The organism is Streptomyces sp. NPDC001020 (assembly GCF_053599115.1).
Window position 1 is genome coordinate 90,786 of record NZ_JBSFLQ010000024.1, and the last position, 17,027, is coordinate 107,812.

Here is a 17,027-nt window from a genome sequence, read left to right on the forward strand (position 1 = left end):
CCAGGCGAGGTCTGCCCCGTCTCCTAACGGGCCATGGCCCCGCCCCAGCAGGCGGGCCCCTGGCAGTTCCTCGGGTGCGGTGGCGAATTGAGCTGGTGTGGTGGCGAGTCCAGTACCGACTCCATCACCGCCTTCGCGATCGGCGCCGCGTTCCCGCCCCCGCTGATCTCGCCGCGCTCGCCCGCCGCGTCCTCCACCACCACCGCGACCGCCACCGCCGGCTGCGGCGCGTCGTCCGCCTGCGCCCAGGAGATGAACCAGGCGTACGGCTTCCCGGAGTTGCCGACGCCGTGCTGGGCCGTGCCCGTCTTGCCGCCCACCGTGGCGCCGCGGATGGCCGCCCTGTCGCCCGTCCCGTCCTCCACCACGTTCCTCATCATCTCCCGCAGTTGTGCCGCGGTCGCCGGGCTCATCGCCCGGTGCAGGGTGCTGGGACTGGTCACGGAGACCGTCTTTCCGGTCCTGGTCGTCGTCCTCTCCACCAGGTAGGGCGCCATGACCGAGCCCTCGCCCGCCACCGCCGCCGCGATCATCGCCATCTGCAGCGGCGTCGCCCGGGTGTCGAACTGCCCGATCGAGGAAAGCGCCAGCTGTGACGCGTCCAGCTTCCGGGCGAAGGTGCTCGGCGCCACCGCGAACGGGATACGCAGCTTCGGGTCGTCGAAGCCGAAGGCCGTCGCCGCGACCGTCATGTTCCGCAGTCCGATCTCCACGCCGAGCTTCGCGAACACCGTGTTGCACGACCAGGTGAACGCATACCGCAGGGACGCGTCCTCGCAGCCGATCGCCTCGTTCGTCAGCCGCGTCGTCGTGCCGGGCAACAGGTAGGGGTCCGGAGACGTCGTCCGGTCGTCCGGGTCCGTCACCACTCCCGTGTCCAGGGCCGCCGCGGCCGTCACCACCTTGAACGTCGAACCGGGCGGATACGTCTCCCGGATCGCCCGGTTGAGCATCGGCCGCGCCGCGTCCCCGTTCAGCCGCGTCCAGGCCCGGAGGACGGAGGCCGTCGACCCGGACAGCTCCCCGGGGTCGTACGACGGTGCCGACACCAGCGCCAGGATCCGCCCCGTCGACGGCTCGATCGCGGCCACCGCGCCGGTGCGCCCGGCCAGGCCCTGGTAAGCCGCCCGCTGCGCCGCCCCGTTGAGGGTGGTGACGACGTTGCCGCCGGGACTGCGTCCCCGTACGACGTCGTTCCACGCGGGCACCGGCGTGAGCAGCGGGGCGGTGCCCGCGAGCACCCCGTCCTGCGCGTTCTCCAGCAGCGTCGTCCCGTACACCTGCGAAGCGAATCCGGTGACCGGCGCGTACAACGGCCCGTCGGTGTACGTGCGCTCGTATCGGAACATCCCGCCCGTGTCCCGGGAGCCGGTCACCGCCCGGCCGTCGATGACGATGTCGCCGCGCGGCTGGCCGTACCGGGCGATCATCGGCCGGCGGTTGGCGGGGTTGTCCCCGTAGCGGGAGGACTCGACGATCTGCACCCGCGTCGCGTTCGCCAGCAGGGCGATCAGGAGCAGGGCGCACAGGGCCGCCGCCCGACGGATGGTGCGGGTCCCCCCTGGCCGGGCCAGGTCGAGCTCGTGGGGAAGGCTCATGGTGCCGCCGTCCCGTCGTACTGGCTGCGCGCCGAATCGCTGATCCGGATCAGCAGCGCGACGATGATCCAGTTGGTGACGAGCGACGAGCCGCCCTGCGCGAGGAACGGCATCGCCAGGCCCGTCAGCGGGATCAGGCCCGTCACCCCGCCGGCGATCACGAAGACCTGGAGCGCGACGATGGACGCGAGTCCGATGGCCAGCAGGCGCCCGAACGGGTCGCGCAGCGCCAGGCCTGCCCGGTAGCCGCGCTCCACCAGCAGGCCGTAGAGCAGGAAGAGCGCGGACAGGCCCGCCAGGCCCAGTTCCTCGCCCGCCGTCGCCAGGATGAAGTCCGACTTGGCGGCGAAGCCGATGAGGATCGAGTGACCGAGGCCGAGCCCGGTGCCGAGAGCACCGCCGGCGGCGAACGCGAAGAGGGACTGGGCGATCTGGCCCGCACCCTGGCCCGCGTCGATCGAAGCGAAGGGATGCAGCCACTCATGGACTCTGCTGTGTACATGCGGTTCCAGCCGGCCGACGGCGAGTGCGCCGAGGAGCGCGAGCAGCAGCCCGACGGCGACCCAGCCGGTACGGCCCGTGGCGATGTACAGCAGCACCACGAACAGGCCGAAGAACAGCAGCGAGGTCCCCAGGTCCCGCTCCAGGACCAGCACCCCGACGCTCAGCAGCCAGATCGCCACGACCGGGCCGAGGACACGCCCGGTCGGCAGTTGCAGTGGCCCGATCCGGCGGCCCGAGAACGCCAGCGCATGGCGATTGGCGGCCAGATACCCGGCGTAGAAGACGGCGAGAAACACCTTCGCGAACTCGCCCGGCTGGATGGAGAAGTCACCGACCCTGAGCCAGAGTCGGGCTCCGTTCAGCGGCGGGAAGAAGATCGGCAGGACAAGCAGGACGAGGGCGGCGACACCGCAGACGTACGTGTAGCGCTGGAGCAGCCGGTGGGCGCGCAGCAGCACCACGACGGCGACGAAGAGCGCCACGCCGACCGTTGACCAGTACAGCTGGGCAGGGGTCGCCCTCTCGCCCGGGGTCTCCAGGTCGAGGCGGTAGATCAGCACCAGGCCCACGCCGTTGAGCAGCACGGCGATCGGCAGCAGCAGGGGATCCGCGTACGGGGCCCGCAGGCGCACCGCGCAGTGCGCCAGCAGCGCGAGAGCGCCGAGCCCGGCGCCGTAATGGGCGGCACCGGGCGGCAGGGTTCCGTGTTTCGCGAGGCCGACGGCGCAGTAGCCGTACACGGAGATCAGGACGGCGAGAACGATGAGCGTGACCTCGATGCCACGGCGCCGGGGCAGAGGCGGGGCGGGTGCGGGGGCGGCCGCCGCCGTGTTCGTCCCTGACGTTCCGGGCTGGATCATGTGCGGAACGTAACAAGCGCCCGCCTGGATGTCCCGTTGTGCGAGACAATCGGGTCGTCCCTGTGGGGGGTCAGCCCGCGGGCCCGTCGGCCGTGTTCCGTACGTGTTCGGGGAGCGTCAGCGTGGTCACCGCTCCGCCGTCCGAGGCGTTGGCGAACTCCAGCCGGGCGCCCAGCACCTCCGACTGGCCGAGCGCGATCGTCAGCCCCAGCCCGTGCCCCTTCCCGCCGCTCTCCGTACGGAAGCGCTGCGGGCCGTGCGCCAGGAGGTAGTCCGGGTAGCCGTCACCGTGATCCCGTACGGTGACACGCGGGCCGTCGACCGTCAGAAGCACGGGGGCCCGGCCGTGCCGGTGCGCGTTCGCAACGAGATTGCCGAGCACGCGTTCCAGGCGACGCCGGTCGGTCTCCACGCGCGCGTCGCGCACGACCCGCACCTCGGTCCGGGTCCCCGAGGCTCGTACCACCCGCTCGGCCAGCGGCGCGAGCCGCTCGGTGTCCAGTTCGAGGCGTTCGCTCTTCGTGTCCAGCCGGGAGATCTCCAGCAGGTCCTCGGTGAGCGTGCGCAGCGCGGACACCCGGTCACGCACCAGTTCGGTCGGCCGTCCGGACGGCAGCAACTCGGCCGCCGCGTGCAGCCCGGTCAACGGGGTGCGCAGTTCGTGCGCCACGTCCGCGGTGAACCGCTGCTCGCTCAGCAGCTTGCCCTGCAGCGTGGACGCCATCGTGTCCAGGGCGCCGGCGACCGCCGCCACCTCGTCCTGCGGGCGCTTCGGGTCCTTCGTCCGGGGGTCGTTCACGCGCGCGTCCAGGTCGCCCGCGCTGATCCGCCGGGCCACCTGTGCGGTGTCCTGCAGTCGCCGGGTCACGCGGGTCACCGCGAACGCCCCGACGAACAAGGTCGCGCCGATCGCCAGAGCCGAGGACCACAGGATCGCCCGGTCGAGACCCGCGATGATGCGGGCCCCCTGGGCGTAGTCCACCCGCACCGCGAGCGTCCGCTCGCCGTCGGCGGGGCCCGCCGCCCACATGGTGGGCTGCGGGTCGCTGGTGCCGACCATCGTGCCGCGGTGCCCGTCCTGCGCCAGTTCCTTGAGCTGTCCCGGCAGGCCCGGCAGGTCGACGCCCGTTCCGCGTGGCAGCCGGTCACCCGCCTCGTACGCCCGGGTCGCCTGGACGAGTCGGTCGAGCGCCCGGCCGCGGGCCTCGCCGACGGTCTGGTCGGTGACCTGGACATGGACGAGCACACCGAGCAGGGCGGCCAAGCCGCAGCACATCACGGTGATGAAGGCGGCGGCCTTCCAGGTGAGGGCGGCGGTCCACTGGGGCAGTCGCCCGAGGGTCCGCCTCAGCGGGGTCACCGGGCGCTCTCCGAAGGAGTGGGCGGGGCCGGACGGCCCCTGAGCGCGGAGCGCACCCGCAGGATCTCGTCCCGGCCGGCCAGTATCGCGTGCTGGTGCGGGTCCCAGGTCCACACCGTGCGGAACTCGTACCCCGGAAGCGTCGACGGCGAGCGGATGATCACGTCCCGGCCCGCCAGCTCGACGCTGATCACACTGTCCGCGGTGCCCATGACCTGCATCAGCCTGTGGTGCTCGAAGGTGTAGACGCGCACCGCCAGCTGGTTGCCGGGGAAGCGGATGCCGAGCACCATGTCGTCCTTCCCGTCGCCGGTGAGATCCCGGTAGTACGCCCGCAGCAGCGGGCAATTCCCGCCGCGCGCGCCCCGCTTGCCGCATTCCCCGAGTCGATCTCGCGTCTGCCCGTACACCGCGTGCGGGCCGGAGTACATGTCCGGGTGAGCGGCGACCTCGGTACGTACGACCTCCAGCGGGTCCACACGGTGGATGTCGTCGCCCGCGGCGGTGATGCCCTTGAGCGTCTCGTGGTCCGCCATGCCGAAGTCGAGGGCGGGGGCGGAGGCCGGCGCCAGCTGCGGCCACAGCCTCACCGGGCCGACGGCGGTGGCGGTCGGGCCTGCGCCGCGCAGGGCGCCGGGGTCACCGCAGCCCACCAGCAGCAGGGCGGTGGCGGCGAGAGTGAACGCTGCGCGCACACGGCGGCTGGTGCCGCGGCGGGCAACGTCTGCCCGTAAGGGAGTGCCGGTCGTCGCGACGGGGCGGACGTTGCCTGCCGTGGCACTAGGGAACACGTCTACGTCCTTAGGGTCACCTGAGGGCCGGTTGTTCACTCTATGGCCGAGTTGTCCAGCTTATGGTCAGGTGTGGCGTACGGACGGCGACTCGTGGCCGGGTGACGGACGTCATTCCGCGAGTTCCTCCAGGAGGCGGACGGTGTCCAGACCGGCCCGCAGGTACTCGACGAACAACTCGTTGTGCAGCGCCCAGGGTCCGCGGCGGGCGCGGATCATGCCGATCGCCTCGTCCGCGGTGTGACCGGCCCGGATCAGCGCGTGCGCGACGACCAGCCCCGAGCGGTTGTAGCCGTGATAGCAGCGGACGAGGACCCGGCGGCCCTCCTCCATGGCGTCGTCGGCGGCCTGCGCGAGTCGTATCACGCCGGCGACCTGCGTCCCGTCGAGCGGCCCGTCCGGAATCGGCCACACATGATGCTCGACTCCGTCGTCCGGCCCGTGTCCCGGCAGCCGCAACAAGGTCAACACCAGGTCGAACTCGTCGCCCACGACGGCGAATTCCCGTTCTCCGGAACGCCCCGTGAACTCGTGGCAGCCCATCCACAGTCCGGGCACGATCTCGCTCCACGGGCTGTCCGGAGCGGGCACATCGGGTTGCATTCCGCGGGTTCGCAACGCGGCCTCCCACCGATTTCCCAACCGCTCACCAAGGTAACCGGGTTCTTGCCCGCTGAGCACCCCACCTGTTCCCATGGACGAGGGGTGGTGTGCATGAGCGGACTGCGAGTCATACCGACCTGGCGGCACGGCCAGGAACGTCTGTATGTGTGCGGCACCGACGGGAGCAGCGTCGCCTGGTACGACCGTGAGGCGGGCCGGGTCAACCTGATCGGCGAGGACCGGCGGCAGGACGTGCTCGACGCGCTCGGCCCGTTCCTGACCGGTCCGGTGACGGTGGGGCCACCGCCCGTTCCCACCCCGGCGGAACTGGCGCGGCTCTCCCTCCACCCGGACGACGACCTGGCGCCGAACAGGCCCGGCGAGGCCCTGGTGATCGCCCTGGACCGCGACCCGGGGCCCGCCCCCCGGCTGCGCCCTGACCCGCGACGCCGTGCGCTCGCCGCGGAACAGGCGGTCGGTGAGGTGCTGGACGGGCTGGAGGGCGCCGGCTGGCACATCCTGCACTCGGTGCCGCTGCCCGGCGGGGACCGCATCCACCACCTGGTGATCGGCCCCGGTGGCCTGTTCGCGGTGCACTCACTGAACGCCCGCCGGCAGCGGATCCTCGTCGCCGACCCGATGGTGACGGTGGGTCGCCGTGAGCCGCAGCCGCTGCTGCGCCGGGTGCGCGCCGACGCGGGCCGGGCCTCCTACGCCTTGACGGCCGAGATCCACCCGGTCCTGGCTCTGGTGGAGCCCGCCCGCCTGGAGGTCGCGACCCCGCTACGGCAGGTCCGCGTCCTGACCGGCACGGACCTGCCGGACCTCGCCCGCCTGGGTGGCGTGCTCAAACCGGCGGACGTGGAGGCCCTGCACGCGATGGCCCGGGACCGGCACACGTGGTCGAAAGTGTGAGAGTTCAGGGCAACGGCGCGGCGTGAGCCGGGTCGAGAAGTGGGGCCAGCAGGTCGCCGTACGCCTGGAGGCGGGGCGCGATGTCGGGTGCGCGGAAGACGAGACCACCGGGGGAGGCGCAGTCGGCCACCTCCTCCCACGTCACCGGCGCGGACACGGTCGGTTCGGTGCGGGCGCGCAGCGTGTAGGGCGCCGCCGTCGTCTTGCGGGCGGCGTTCTGGCTCCAGTCCACGAAGACCTTGCCGGGCCGCAGGCTGCGGGTCATGCGGTGGACGACGAGGCGGGGCAGCGCCTTCTCCGCCTCCACGGCGAGGCGCCTGGCGTACTCCGTGGTCCGTCGTGAGGGCGTCCGCTCGACCGCCGCCAGCAGGTGCAGCCCTTTCGATCCGGACGTCTTCGCGTACGCCTCGATGCCGTCCCGGGCGAGCCGTTCGCGCAGCCACACCGCGACCTCGCAGCACTCGACGACGGTGGCGGGCGTGCCCGGGTCGAGGTCGAAGACCAGCCGGTCGGCCTCGTCGGGCGCGTCGACGCGCCACTGCGGGGTGTGGAACTCGGTGACGAGATTGGCCGCCCACATCAGGCTCGCCAGGTCCTGGATCACCACCATGCGGGCGGGGCCCTCCGAGCGCGGGACCTGGGCGGTGGTGACCCAGGCGGGCGTACCAGGCGGCACGTTCTTGGCGAAGAAGATCTGTCCGTCCGGGCCGTCCGGGTAGCGCAGGAAGGACAGCGGGCGGTCGTGGAGGTGGGGCAACAGGGCGTCCACGATGGTCGCGTAGTAGTGCAGCAGCTCGCCCTTGGTGAAGCCGGTCGCGGGATGGATGACCTTCTCCAGGTTGCTGAGCGCGAGCCGTCGCCCCTCCACCTCTGTGATCGGCGTCATACGATGAGAATCCCATGAAACATGGTGATATTCGGTCAAATCCCATCGGGCCTATTGGAAAGGTGCGGCACGTGCGATCCATCTGGAACGGCGCCATCTCATTCGGCCTGGTCAGCATCCCGATCAAGTTGGTGAACGCCACCGAGAGCCGCTCGATCTCCTTCCGGCAGGTCCATCTGGAGGACGGCGGCCGCATTCGGTACCGCAAGTTCTGCGAGCTGGAGGACCGTGAGGTCTCGCACGAGGAGATCGGCAAGGGGTACGAGGACGCGGACGGCTCGATCATCCCGATCACGGAGGAGGAACTGGACCGTCTGCCGATCCCGACGGCCCGGACGATCGAGATCGTGGCTTTCGTGCCGGCCGACCGGATCGACCCGCTCCACATGGACGGCGCGTACTATCTGGCCGCGAGCGGAGCCCCGGCCGCCAAGCCGTACACATTGCTGCGTGAGGCACTCAAGCGCAGCCACAAGGTGGCCATCGCGAAGTTCGCGCTGCGGGGCCGCGAACGTCTGGGAATGCTGCGCGTGGTGGAGGACGCCATCGCGCTGCACGGGCTGCTGTGGCCGGACGAGGTCCGTGCGCCCGAGGGTGTCGCCCCGGACACGAGGGTCACGGTCAACGACAAGGAACTCGACCTCGCGCACGCCCTCATGGACACCCTCGGCGAGGTCGACCTGGGCGAACTGCACGATGAGTACCGCGAGGCGGTCGAGGAGCTGATCGCCGCGAAGGCCGCCGGAGAGGCACCCCCCGAGGCCCCCGAACCGGCGAAGGGCGGCACGGTCCTCGACCTGATGGCCGCCCTGGAGAAGAGCGTGCGCGCGGCGAAGGAGTCGAGGGGCGAGGAAGTCGCCGAGACGGGCGAGGCGGCCGAGGTCAGACGCCTTCCGGCCCGCAAGAGCACGCGCAGGGCACCAAAGGAGGCCGGGGGCGGCAAGGCGGCGCCGGCGGCGAGGAAGACGGCGGCCAAGAAGAGTGCGGCGAAGAAGACGACCGCGAAGTCAGGGTCCACGGCGAGGAAGACGGCGACGAAGAAGACGACCGCGAAGAAGACGGCGGCACGCAAGCGCACGGCCTGAGTTCCGGCCCCGGACGCCGCGCTTCGAAGACGCGCCCTGTGCCTGGGGGACGGGTCCGCGAACTCCGGGCCGCCCGTCGTGGTGGTGCGCCGGTGATCAGTCGTGTCACCGGATGTGCCACGGAACCCAGGCTGTTCCGCGGCACATCGGCGTGCGTGCCTGGAGACTCAGCCCTTGATGTGATCGCCGGCCGGCGTCGACTTGGCGTCTCGCTGGCTCGGGATGGCCGCGAGAGCTCGCGCCGCCATACCCGCCCGGTGTTCGTCGGCCGCCGCGCACAGTGCACGGGCCGCATCATTGAAGCGGACGACGGACGGCGGGTCGGAGGGACCCAGCAGGTGCAGTTTGAGCTCGGCGCGGGCCTCGGCGTAGGTGTCCTGCTCGGGGTGGCGCACGGACTCCAGCAGCGCCGGGATACCGGAGCCGTCCGGAGTGAGGACGGCGCCTGCCCGGACAGTGGGGAAGACCTCGCGGAAGTCCTGCTCGGACAGGCCGCTGGTGTTGGCGACGGCGTAGGGCTTCTCGCTCGCCAGATAGTCGGACACGACGCTGGAGACATCGCTGATCAGCACGTCGGCCGCGTTGAAGCAGGCGTTGACGGTCGGTCGCGCCCCGGTGATGATCTGGTGCTCCCACGCGGGGAAGGAGGCCCAGTAGGCGGCCTCCCATGCGGCGGTCGCGGCGGCCACGGCCGCGGCCCGACCGGGTTCCGGGACTGTCTGGAGCAGCATCCGCTCCGCGTCGTCCGCGCTCACTTTGAACGAGGACGTGGTCAGTCGGTCGAGCTCGGCGGCCCGGCGGGCCAGTTCCGTCGCCGCGGAGGGGGCGGGCCGCTCAGTGGGGCGTTCCGTGGCACGGAGAGCGTTCGCGGCGCGGATCATCTCCTGGATCCAGGCGTTCGCGGTTGCCGCCCGGGGAACGACCGAGCCGGTCAGCGGGTGCGGCTTGTACAGCAGCCGGACCCCGGGGTCGGCCAGGAGGGCGCGGACGATGTTCTCGCCCGCCTCGATGATCGAGGTGTTGCCCGGGTTGCCGTCCCATCCCTCCCACGTGGGGGCGTAGAGAACCGTGGTGTACGGGCCCACGGGCGCACCGGTGTACGGCTCGATCGCGTCCAGTTGCGGACGTCCTATCTCCACGACGTCCCTGTCGTCGACACCCACGTCCGCCAGGGCGTACCGCTCGCGCGCCGCGGGGCCGGCCACCCACACCTCGTCGTACGCCTTCGCGTACGGATTGCAGCTGGACAGCTTGTCGCTCTCGCCGTGATTGACGAACGCGTGCTTGATGGTGGGGATCCGCAGCACCTGCGAGGTCTTCCCCGAGTTCGACGGGTGGATCAGCATCTTCAGCGTGGAGTGCTCCAGCCTCATCACGTCGGCGACCTTCGGCAGGCACACGATCGGGATGTCGGTGGACGCGATCTTCTTCACCATGAAGCGCTCACGCAGGACGATCAGCGGACGGCCCTCCAGCCGGGCCAGCGGCTCCAGCCACATGTTCGCCTGATAGGCCGAGCTCGAACCACCGGAGAAGTACATGCCCACCGTCGGCTGGTACTCCGCGAGCCAGGTCTCGAACCACTCCAGCGCCTGCTCGCTCGTCACCGGCCTGCGTCCCGGGAGCAGCCGCAGCATCAGCATGCCGACGCCCACCACCGCGAAGGCAGCGGACAGGGCGATTCCCACGGCGGCCCACCGGGCCGAGCCGGTCGCCAGGGTGACCAGCAGGCCGGCCGTCGAGGGCAGGCCGAACTTGAGGAGCCGCTGCCCGGAGCGCTGCATCAGCAGGGCCGGGGGAGCGGGGCTCAGCCGCAGTGGGGAGGCGTCGATGTTCCGGGTCACCACCGGCAGGGTGCGGGTGCGGCGTACGAGGAGCGCCAGCGCCTGGCACGCGAAATGCAGGCCGTAGAAGAGCAGCAGACCGCAGACGAGAACCAGGTACGTCACCGTGAGGTGCTGCTCCTCGACGCGCAGCAGGCCGGTCACCAGCAGGAGGTCCCGGACGACCTGGCGCACGGTCACGGTCGCGTGCAGCTTCCCGAGGGCGGTGGCCATGCCTCGCTGCCACCGGTGCAGAGCGAGGTCCGCCGCCACCCCGGCAGCGGTGGAGGCCGCGAGCAGAGGGACGTTGGGAAGGAGGGCACCTACTGTCTGAACGGCGAGCGACAGCACGAGCACCGTGGGTAGGAGGAGGCGTGCCGCTGCGATGCGCAAGCGAGGGGGCAGGGGCGATCGTGACACTTCGCGGGCTCCAGGCAATTCGACATCTCAAGCACAGACTTGCTGACTGGCGCGATCACATGGCCGCGTGCCGGAAGCCGATGCATACGGATGGTCTTTCTTCAAGCAGGCGTTCGGACTTTACCTGCGATGCCTCATCCTCGGCTCTGGGGGTCGGCTGGAACAGAGGGACAAGGGGGTCCCCGCCGGGTTGAAGCCGACTACGGCGACCTCTGCGGCACGTACGTCGTCGCCCGCCCGGTTCGCGGGGCCGACTGCCGCGCCCTGGCCCGCGGATCCACGCGTGCTACCCGACAGTATCCAGCCGATGGTAGCCGAAGCACGGCGGCCGCCCGCCACGGCTACCGCGGGGTGTTCCGGCAGGGCTGCTCGTCGGCCCCTCCAGGGGGCTCATGACCGTGTGGCAGTCCCGCACTCCGCATCGCCGGCCTTCCGCATACGCGACTCCATCGACGTGCTCCGGTCGTACGGGTCGACCTCGGGGCCGTCTCCCGGGTGTGTGGCCGCGCGCTCCGCGCCGAACTCGGGGGTGAGGTAGCCGGTGGAGGTTCCGCAGCCGCCGTTGGTGGTGTCCACCTTGTAGGAGACGAGGGAGAACGTACCCGGCTCGATAATGATCTTCGCCGGGTCGTCCCAGCTCATCACGACTTCGCGGCGCACGATCGTGCGCGTGACCTCGTCGCTTCCCGCCGCAGCGCGGACGACCGGATACACGTACGTGACATCGGTGGTCATCTCCACGCACCGCGCTTGCCTTCCCGGTACGTGATCCGTCCTCGTGTCTTGACCACATCCCCGACAAGCCGGACCTTCGCCTTGTCGAACCGGCTGAACAGCAGCAGAGGATCGTTCTTCCTGCTGGGCGCACGGAACGCGGTCGCCAGGTAGTCCTGGACATCCTGCTGATGAGGGTTGATCGACCCGATCGCCTTCCTCGGCCGCTCTCCGCGCAGCACACCCCGATCCAGACTGGACGCGGCAAGGAAGTCCCGGGTCTTCTCGAGCGCCTGCGTGACCTCTCTCTTGCTCATCCAGCCGGTCGCCCGTGCCTCAGGCAGATTGATCCCGGCCGCCCCGTCATCCCACCGCGCCGCCGGTGACCCCCTGAACGGGTGCTCCAGGGTCGGAGGCCGGACTCCCGCTTCCGCCGGCGGTGGCTGGTCCGGACGTTTCGACTCCGGGGCGAGCGGCGCGCTCTCGTCGCCTCCGCCTCCGAACCATCCGGCGACCCGCCCTGGATCCAGCGCGACGACCAGCAAGGCGGCCACGATCAGCAGCCCGACCGCGTACCAGCCCTTGCCTCTTCGCCGCCGGGCCGGTCGGTGACCTCGCCACGGCTCGGGGGGGTCGGTGTTCTCCTGCAGCCGCCGCGCCACCATCCTGGCCCGCGCCGACGGCTCCTTGGGTGCGCCCTGAGTCCCGGCCTCGGCTTCACGAAGGAAGCGTTCCCACTCGTCGTCCGGTATGGACTCCCCGTCCTTGCCCACGATGGGCCCATCCCTTCTCAGCGCACCCGGTTGCTCCCAGGGCCGGTCATCTGCCGTGCATCGTCACACGGCTCGGCTCGGCCCCATGATCGCTGCCGGTGCGGCCCCGGCTCAAGGGAGCTACGGGAAAGGCCCGCAGAGGGTTCTCGCCTCACATTCCGGCGGGGTGTCTTGTCGTACTGACGAGGCGAACACATCGCTCAGCGAGCAGGAGGTGCGGGAAGTAACCGTGACCCGCTTCCTCGTCCCCCGTGACCGCGCCGGACGGCAGCGTCTGCTCGTGACGACCTGACACGCACGATCAGCCTGGAGGCGCCATGACCACCCCGGTTCCGACAACCACACCGTTCACCGAACCGGTACCCGCAGAGCGCCTGGAGCGGGCGGCCGACGCGCTGAAGGAGAAGAATTTCGCCGTCGAGATCCTCGATGACGCCGCCGCCGCGCGGGCCCGCATCAAGGACCTGATTCCCGAGGGCGCCACCGTGTTCACCGGGGCCAGCGAGAGCCTCCGCCTGTCCGGCATCGACGAGGACATCAACAGCAGCGGGCGATACGACTCCGTCAAGGCACGCAGTTCGTCCATGGACCGCGCCACCCAGTTGACCGAGATCTGGCGGATGCTCGCCTGTCCCGACGTCATCGTGGGCAGCGTCGCCGCGGTCACCGAGACCGGCTCCCTGGTGGCCGCCTCGGCCAGCGGAAGCCAGCTCGCCGGCTACGCGGGCGCCGCCCCCAACGTGATCTGGGTCGTCGGAGCACAGAAGGTCGTACCCGACCTGGGCACCGCGCTGCAGCGCATCGAAGACCACTGCGTCCCGCTGGAGAACGAGCGCTGCATGAAGGCCTACGGGGTGCCCGCTTCCCTCAACCGCATGCTCATCCTCAACGCGGAACCCCACCCCGGGCGCGCCACCGTCCTGCTGCTCCGCGAAGCCATCGGATTCTGACACCGCCAGGAGTCGGCTGCGCGGCAGCCGACTCCCCTGTACCAGCGGCTCATCGAAAGAGGTCAAGCGCACGTGACAGGTCCAGTACACCGGGCGCCACGTCGCAGTCGGCCGACGGGAGCACCGCCGGTGGCTGGTCACTCGACCTCGCCGGGTCTGCTTACGGCTTGAAGTACTCCGACATCAGGCGGCTGACCCATTCAGGCTGCTTGATGTCCACCGGGCAGAACTCCGCCATCGTCGGCTTCAGATCGATGACCGGGGTGCCCGAGACCGCGTCGAGGCCCATCACCGTCAGTTCGCGGCCGTGGACGGATTCGATCTGCGGACGGCACCCCAGTTGTCCGTGTGGTGGATGTCCGTCCGATTGTTCAGGACCGTACCTATCGGTGTGATCTCGAAGCTCGGCATGGCCAGAGGCTATCCCCACCGCGCCCATGCCGACATCGAGGCGATCGGCACCGCCTTGGCCATGCGCAATGCGTCAACGAGACTGCGTCCAAGGGTACTTGCCATCGAACGGTGAAAACTTGATCCACCAGAGCGGATTCGCCGCCGGGTAGCCGTGTGCTGCTTTCGGAATGCCGGAATCGGAAAAATCAGTATCGGCCCGACCCGACAGGAAAAGTCAGAGTCTGAGACAGTGCCTATCCCGACGGGAGATGTGGGAGCCTTATTCCCTGCCGGAAAGGTCCTGTATTTCCTCCGGCGATGAGGCCTTGCGGAGTGCCCTGCGCACCACTGGCCGCCTCGCCGCGCTCAACTCCTCAGATGCAGCCAACGACGCGTTCGTTCCATAAATTCATCTGATAGCTTGAGCGCAACACGCAGGCTGGAACGGAGGTATGAGGGGCTGGTCTGGCCTGACCCGGTCGAGGGCGCACCCCTTAAACAGGATGCTGCAACTCCATAAACTCGAGCGCTACAAAGACGACCAGGGAAACGAGATCGTCTACGACGGTGAGCTCATCGAGAACAAGATCGACATCCGGTTCAAGGGGTCGAACAACAAACTCACCATCAGCGCCAAGGCGGACATCAAGGACCTGCTCGTCACCTTCTCGGGAGACAACGGCCAGATCGAAATCGGGCCGACCACGAAGAAGCGTGCCGGTCTCCGCTTCGAACTGCGCTGCGGGCACGAGTCCCGGATCTCGATCGGCGAGAACGTGGGCTGCGCCGGCCGCACCTTCATCTCCGCTGTCGAAGGTGTGTCGGTGTCGATCGGTGCCGACGTGATGTTCGCCAAGAACATCGAGGTGCGCGGCGACGACACCCACCCGATCTTCGATGTGCGCACCGAGAAGCGGGTGAACCCGTCCCAGTCGATCGTCGTGGGCGAGCACGTCTGGATCGCGAAGCACGCGGTCGTGATGGGCGGCGTCACCATCGGCAACGGCTCGGTGATCGGCTTCCGCTCCATCGTCACCTCGGCCATCCCCAACAACTGCATTGCGGTCGGAGCACCGGCGCGGGTGGTGCGGCGGGACATCGCCTGGGAGCGTCCCGAAGTCGTGCCACGCCGCCCGAACGAGGAGTATCCGCGCAAGGGGGAGAAATCCCCGCAGTACTGGAACCTCACCGAGGACACGGGGAATCCGGTGGTGAGGCCGCAGACCGCAAAGACGTCACGGCGGCTGGCTCGACACCTCCCGGCGCCGGTGCGGCGGCTGGCCCGGAAACTCCTGCCCCGGAGAAGTTGACGGCCGTCAGCTTCGCGCTGACAGATATTCGTCTGCCCACTCCGCCTCGAGAATCCACGGCGCTGGTGGGGCCGGCTCAAGGGCTTGCAGATGACTTCGGCGCGGACCTCGGTCCGCGCCGAAGTCATCTGCGGACGAGCGGCTTGCCTTGATCACGCACTGACGGCAGGCCGACGCGCGCACGTGAACGATCGAGGCCGGAGCCGCCTGGCTCCGGCCTCGGATCGCTTGCGCCGCAAGGGGCCGCGGGTTCTGCTACGACACCCGGACCGTCGACTCCAGGTGGGTCACCATGCGGTTGAGCCCGGTCGGCAGGTCGACCTCCGCGCGCCACCCGAGGGCAGCCAGCCGCGCGCTGTCGAGGCCCTGCTTCTTGGTCAGGCTGTAGGAGCGCGCGTCGGACTCGTTGCTGAACCGAAGCTGGAGCCCACGCTCCGGGCGCACCTCGGTGAACAGCTCCGCCAGGCGCCGGATCGAGACCAAACCAGCCGGGTCCGCGACGTTGTAGGCCGCCTGGTCACCGCGGAGCAGTGCGTAGAACAGCCCGGCGATGGCGTCAGCCACGTAGGTGTAGGTCCGCACACCGGAACCGTCGCTGTTGAGCACGATGTCCTTGCCGGCCACCACGTTCGCTGCGAAGTCGGCCTGCACCCGCCCGTCGTCGAGCGCCATCCCCGGCCCGTAGACGTGACCGAACCTGACGACACGGCTGTCGATGCCGTACTGCGCCTGGTAGGTCGTGCAGATCGTCTCCGCGGCGCGCTTGCCCTCGGCGTAGCAGGCCCGCGGGTTGAGGATGTCGAAGCCGCCGTAGCTCTGCTCGTCGATGAGCTCGGTCTCCGGGGGCTGGGCGCCGTAGACCTCTGCCGAGGACATCAGCAGGAATCCGCGGCTGGCCTTCGCCACGCACAGGTCGAGCAGGTTGAAGGTGCCCAGCAGGTTCGCCTTGATCGTCATGACCGGCTGGCTGCCGTGCAGGGCGGGCCGCGCGGCGCTCGCCCCGTGGATCACGTAGTCGACGGGGCCGGGCAGTTCGAGCGGATCCGACACGTCCTGGACGACGAGGTGGAAGTCCGGGCGGTCGAGCACGTCCGCGAGCAGCCGCCTGGCCTTCTCCTCGTTCCGCACCAGACCGTGCACGGTGATGCCCAGCCCGTGCCGATCGTTCAGTGCGAGCAGGGTGTAGACGACGTACGACGGCAACATGCCGCTGGCCCCGGTGACCAGCACGGTGGTTCCGGAAAGCTCGTTCCACGGCAGGTCACGGTCGAGGATCTCATCGAGGTCGTGCGTCACGACCGAACTGGAGATGGTGCTCACTGAAATCACGTACCTACGATCTGCTGGTTCTCGACGATCTCGAAGAACGTCCGGCACAGGTAGAAGTCCTCGGCCGTAGTGATCTTGATGTTCGAGCGGGGGCCGACCACGCGGTAGATCTTGTGACCGTACCGGTGCATGAGTGAGCACGAGTCGATGCTGTCGTGCTCGCCCTCGGCGACCGCCCGGTCGTACAGCGAGAGGATCTCGTCGAGCCGGAAGCTCTGCGGGGCCTGGGCTGCGTATATGTGGTCACGCGGGATCACATCGTCGATGTGCTCGTGCTCGCTCGACACCACGGTCTCGTTGAACTTGGTGCACGTGATGGCGGAGCCGTGCTCCCGGACCGACTCGATGTTGGCGCTGATCAGCTTCGCGTCGATCAGTGGACGCACGCCGTCGTGGAACAGCACGATGGTGTCTTCGGGGCAGTCCGCGGCGACCGCCGTCAGAGCCTTGTGCCGCGATTCCTGACCGGTCTTGCCACCGTCGACGAGCCACCTGACCTTCTCGATCTCGTACCGCTTCAGCAGCTTCGTCATGTGCTCGCGGTACTCGGGAAGGATCGCGATGGCGATGCCGTCGATTTCCGGGTGCGCCTCGAAGTGCTCGAGGGTGTGGATGATGATCGGCTTGCCGTTGATCTCAAGGAACTGCTTCGGGAGGGCGCGGGAGTTCATCCTCGACCCGATACCACCGGCGAAAAGCAACGCCACGTTCAC

At 69.6% G+C, this 17,027-nt stretch carries 15 protein-coding genes and 1 pseudogene; 5 read left to right on the top strand and 11 right to left on the bottom strand.

Going from position 1 to position 17,027, the window contains the following annotated elements:
• Positions 1–23 precede the first annotated feature (23 nt).
• From ACWDEX_RS23055 to ACWDEX_RS23075, 5 genes are all read right to left on the bottom strand, one after another.
• Positions 24–1,598 (bottom strand): peptidoglycan D,D-transpeptidase FtsI family protein, encoded by a 1,575-nt coding sequence (locus ACWDEX_RS23055; protein WP_450465684.1) that lies wholly within the window; start codon positions 1,596–1,598, stop codon positions 24–26.
• Positions 1,595–2,962, bottom strand: a complete 1,368-nt coding sequence (locus ACWDEX_RS23060; protein WP_450465686.1) for an FtsW/RodA/SpoVE family cell cycle protein — start codon at positions 2,960–2,962, stop codon at positions 1,595–1,597. The genes ACWDEX_RS23055 and ACWDEX_RS23060 overlap by 4 nt, the downstream gene beginning before the upstream one ends.
• Positions 2,963–3,032: 70 nt before the next feature.
• Positions 3,033–4,238, bottom strand: coding sequence for an ATP-binding protein (locus ACWDEX_RS23065; RefSeq protein ID WP_450465728.1), 1,206 nt, complete (start codon positions 4,236–4,238; stop codon positions 3,033–3,035).
• 80 nt (positions 4,239–4,318) lie between these two features.
• On the bottom strand, positions 4,319–5,017 hold the full coding sequence (locus ACWDEX_RS23070) for a hypothetical protein (protein ID WP_450465688.1): 699 nt from the start codon (positions 5,015–5,017) through the stop codon (positions 4,319–4,321).
• Between the two features lie 207 nt (positions 5,018–5,224).
• On the bottom strand, positions 5,225–5,731 hold the full coding sequence (locus ACWDEX_RS23075; protein WP_450465690.1) for a protein-tyrosine phosphatase family protein: 507 nt from the start codon (positions 5,729–5,731) through the stop codon (positions 5,225–5,227).
• 96 nt (positions 5,732–5,827) lie between these two features.
• Between ACWDEX_RS23075 and ACWDEX_RS23080 the strand changes: the two genes are divergently transcribed.
• Complete coding sequence (locus ACWDEX_RS23080) at positions 5,828–6,631, top strand: nuclease-related domain-containing protein (protein ID WP_450465692.1); 804 nt, start codon at positions 5,828–5,830, stop codon at positions 6,629–6,631.
• A gap of 4 nt (positions 6,632–6,635) precedes the next feature.
• Here the strand turns inward: ACWDEX_RS23080 and ligD are convergent, their stop codons facing one another.
• Positions 6,636–7,517 (bottom strand): non-homologous end-joining DNA ligase, encoded by an 882-nt coding sequence (ligD, locus tag ACWDEX_RS23085; protein WP_450465694.1) that lies wholly within the window; start codon positions 7,515–7,517, stop codon positions 6,636–6,638.
• A gap of 71 nt (positions 7,518–7,588) precedes the next feature.
• Between ligD and ku the strand changes: the two genes are divergently transcribed.
• Positions 7,589–8,602 (top strand): non-homologous end joining protein Ku, encoded by a 1,014-nt coding sequence (ku, locus tag ACWDEX_RS23090; protein WP_450465696.1) that lies wholly within the window; start codon positions 7,589–7,591, stop codon positions 8,600–8,602.
• Between the two features lie 167 nt (positions 8,603–8,769).
• On the opposite strand, the gene ACWDEX_RS23095 is transcribed toward ku, so the two are convergent.
• Together ACWDEX_RS23095 and ACWDEX_RS23100 are read right to left on the bottom strand one after the other, a co-directional pair.
• Positions 8,770–10,818 carry a hypothetical protein gene (locus ACWDEX_RS23095; protein WP_450465698.1) on the bottom strand — a complete coding sequence of 683 codons (2,049 nt, stop codon included), beginning with the start codon at positions 10,816–10,818 and terminating at the stop codon, positions 8,770–8,772.
• Positions 10,819–11,235: 417 nt separating this feature from the next.
• A pseudogene (locus ACWDEX_RS23100) lies at positions 11,236–12,332 on the bottom strand (hypothetical protein).
• Between the two features lie 166 nt (positions 12,333–12,498).
• On the opposite strand from ACWDEX_RS23100, the gene ACWDEX_RS23105 reads away from it, so the two are divergent.
• Positions 12,499–12,624, top strand: coding sequence for a hypothetical protein (locus ACWDEX_RS23105; RefSeq protein WP_450465700.1), 126 nt, complete (start codon positions 12,499–12,501; stop codon positions 12,622–12,624).
• A gap of 25 nt (positions 12,625–12,649) precedes the next feature.
• The gene (locus ACWDEX_RS23110) at positions 12,650–13,282 is read left to right on the top strand and encodes an LUD domain-containing protein (protein ID WP_450465702.1); all 633 of its coding nucleotides are present in this window, start codon (positions 12,650–12,652) and stop codon (positions 13,280–13,282) included.
• A gap of 160 nt (positions 13,283–13,442) precedes the next feature.
• Here ACWDEX_RS23110 and ACWDEX_RS23115 read toward each other — a convergent pair whose 3' ends face one another.
• Positions 13,443–13,721 carry a hypothetical protein gene (locus ACWDEX_RS23115; protein ID WP_450465703.1) on the bottom strand — a complete coding sequence of 93 codons (279 nt, stop codon included), beginning with the start codon at positions 13,719–13,721 and terminating at the stop codon, positions 13,443–13,445.
• A gap of 457 nt (positions 13,722–14,178) precedes the next feature.
• Between ACWDEX_RS23115 and ACWDEX_RS23120 the strand changes: the two genes are divergently transcribed.
• Positions 14,179–14,985, top strand: coding sequence for an acyltransferase (locus ACWDEX_RS23120; protein WP_450465704.1), 807 nt, complete (start codon positions 14,179–14,181; stop codon positions 14,983–14,985).
• A gap of 255 nt (positions 14,986–15,240) precedes the next feature.
• On the opposite strand, the gene ACWDEX_RS23125 is transcribed toward ACWDEX_RS23120, so the two are convergent.
• Positions 15,241–16,314: an NAD-dependent epimerase/dehydratase family protein gene (locus ACWDEX_RS23125; protein ID WP_450465706.1), complete on the bottom strand. Its 1,074-nt coding sequence runs from the start codon at positions 16,312–16,314 to the stop codon at positions 15,241–15,243.
• A complete protein-coding gene (locus ACWDEX_RS23130; RefSeq protein WP_450465707.1) occupies positions 16,311–17,027 on the bottom strand; it encodes an IspD/TarI family cytidylyltransferase in 717 nt (238 codons plus the stop codon). Before ACWDEX_RS23130 ends, ACWDEX_RS23125 begins: the two co-directional genes overlap by 4 nt.

Excerpts from the sequence above, each read along its gene's own strand:
- ACWDEX_RS23110 (WP_450465702.1), top strand. The coding sequence starts at position 12,650 with ATGACCACCCCGGTTCCGACAACCACACCGTTCACCGAACCGGTACCC.
- ACWDEX_RS23055 (WP_450465684.1), bottom strand. The coding sequence starts at position 1,598 with ATGAGCCTTCCCCACGAGCTCGACCTGGCCCGGCCAGGGGGGACCCGC.
- ACWDEX_RS23080 (WP_450465692.1), top strand. The coding sequence starts at position 5,828 with ATGAGCGGACTGCGAGTCATACCGACCTGGCGGCACGGCCAGGAACGT.
- ACWDEX_RS23060 (WP_450465686.1), bottom strand. The coding sequence starts at position 2,962 with ATGATCCAGCCCGGAACGTCAGGGACGAACACGGCGGCGGCCGCCCCC.
- ACWDEX_RS23065 (WP_450465728.1), bottom strand. The coding sequence starts at position 4,238 with ATGTGCTGCGGCTTGGCCGCCCTGCTCGGTGTGCTCGTCCATGTCCAG.
- ligD (WP_450465694.1), bottom strand. The coding sequence starts at position 7,517 with ATGACGCCGATCACAGAGGTGGAGGGGCGACGGCTCGCGCTCAGCAAC.
- ACWDEX_RS23115 (WP_450465703.1), bottom strand. The coding sequence starts at position 13,721 with ATGGGCGCGGTGGGGATAGCCTCTGGCCATGCCGAGCTTCGAGATCAC.
- ACWDEX_RS23120 (WP_450465704.1), top strand. The coding sequence starts at position 14,179 with ATGCTGCAACTCCATAAACTCGAGCGCTACAAAGACGACCAGGGAAAC.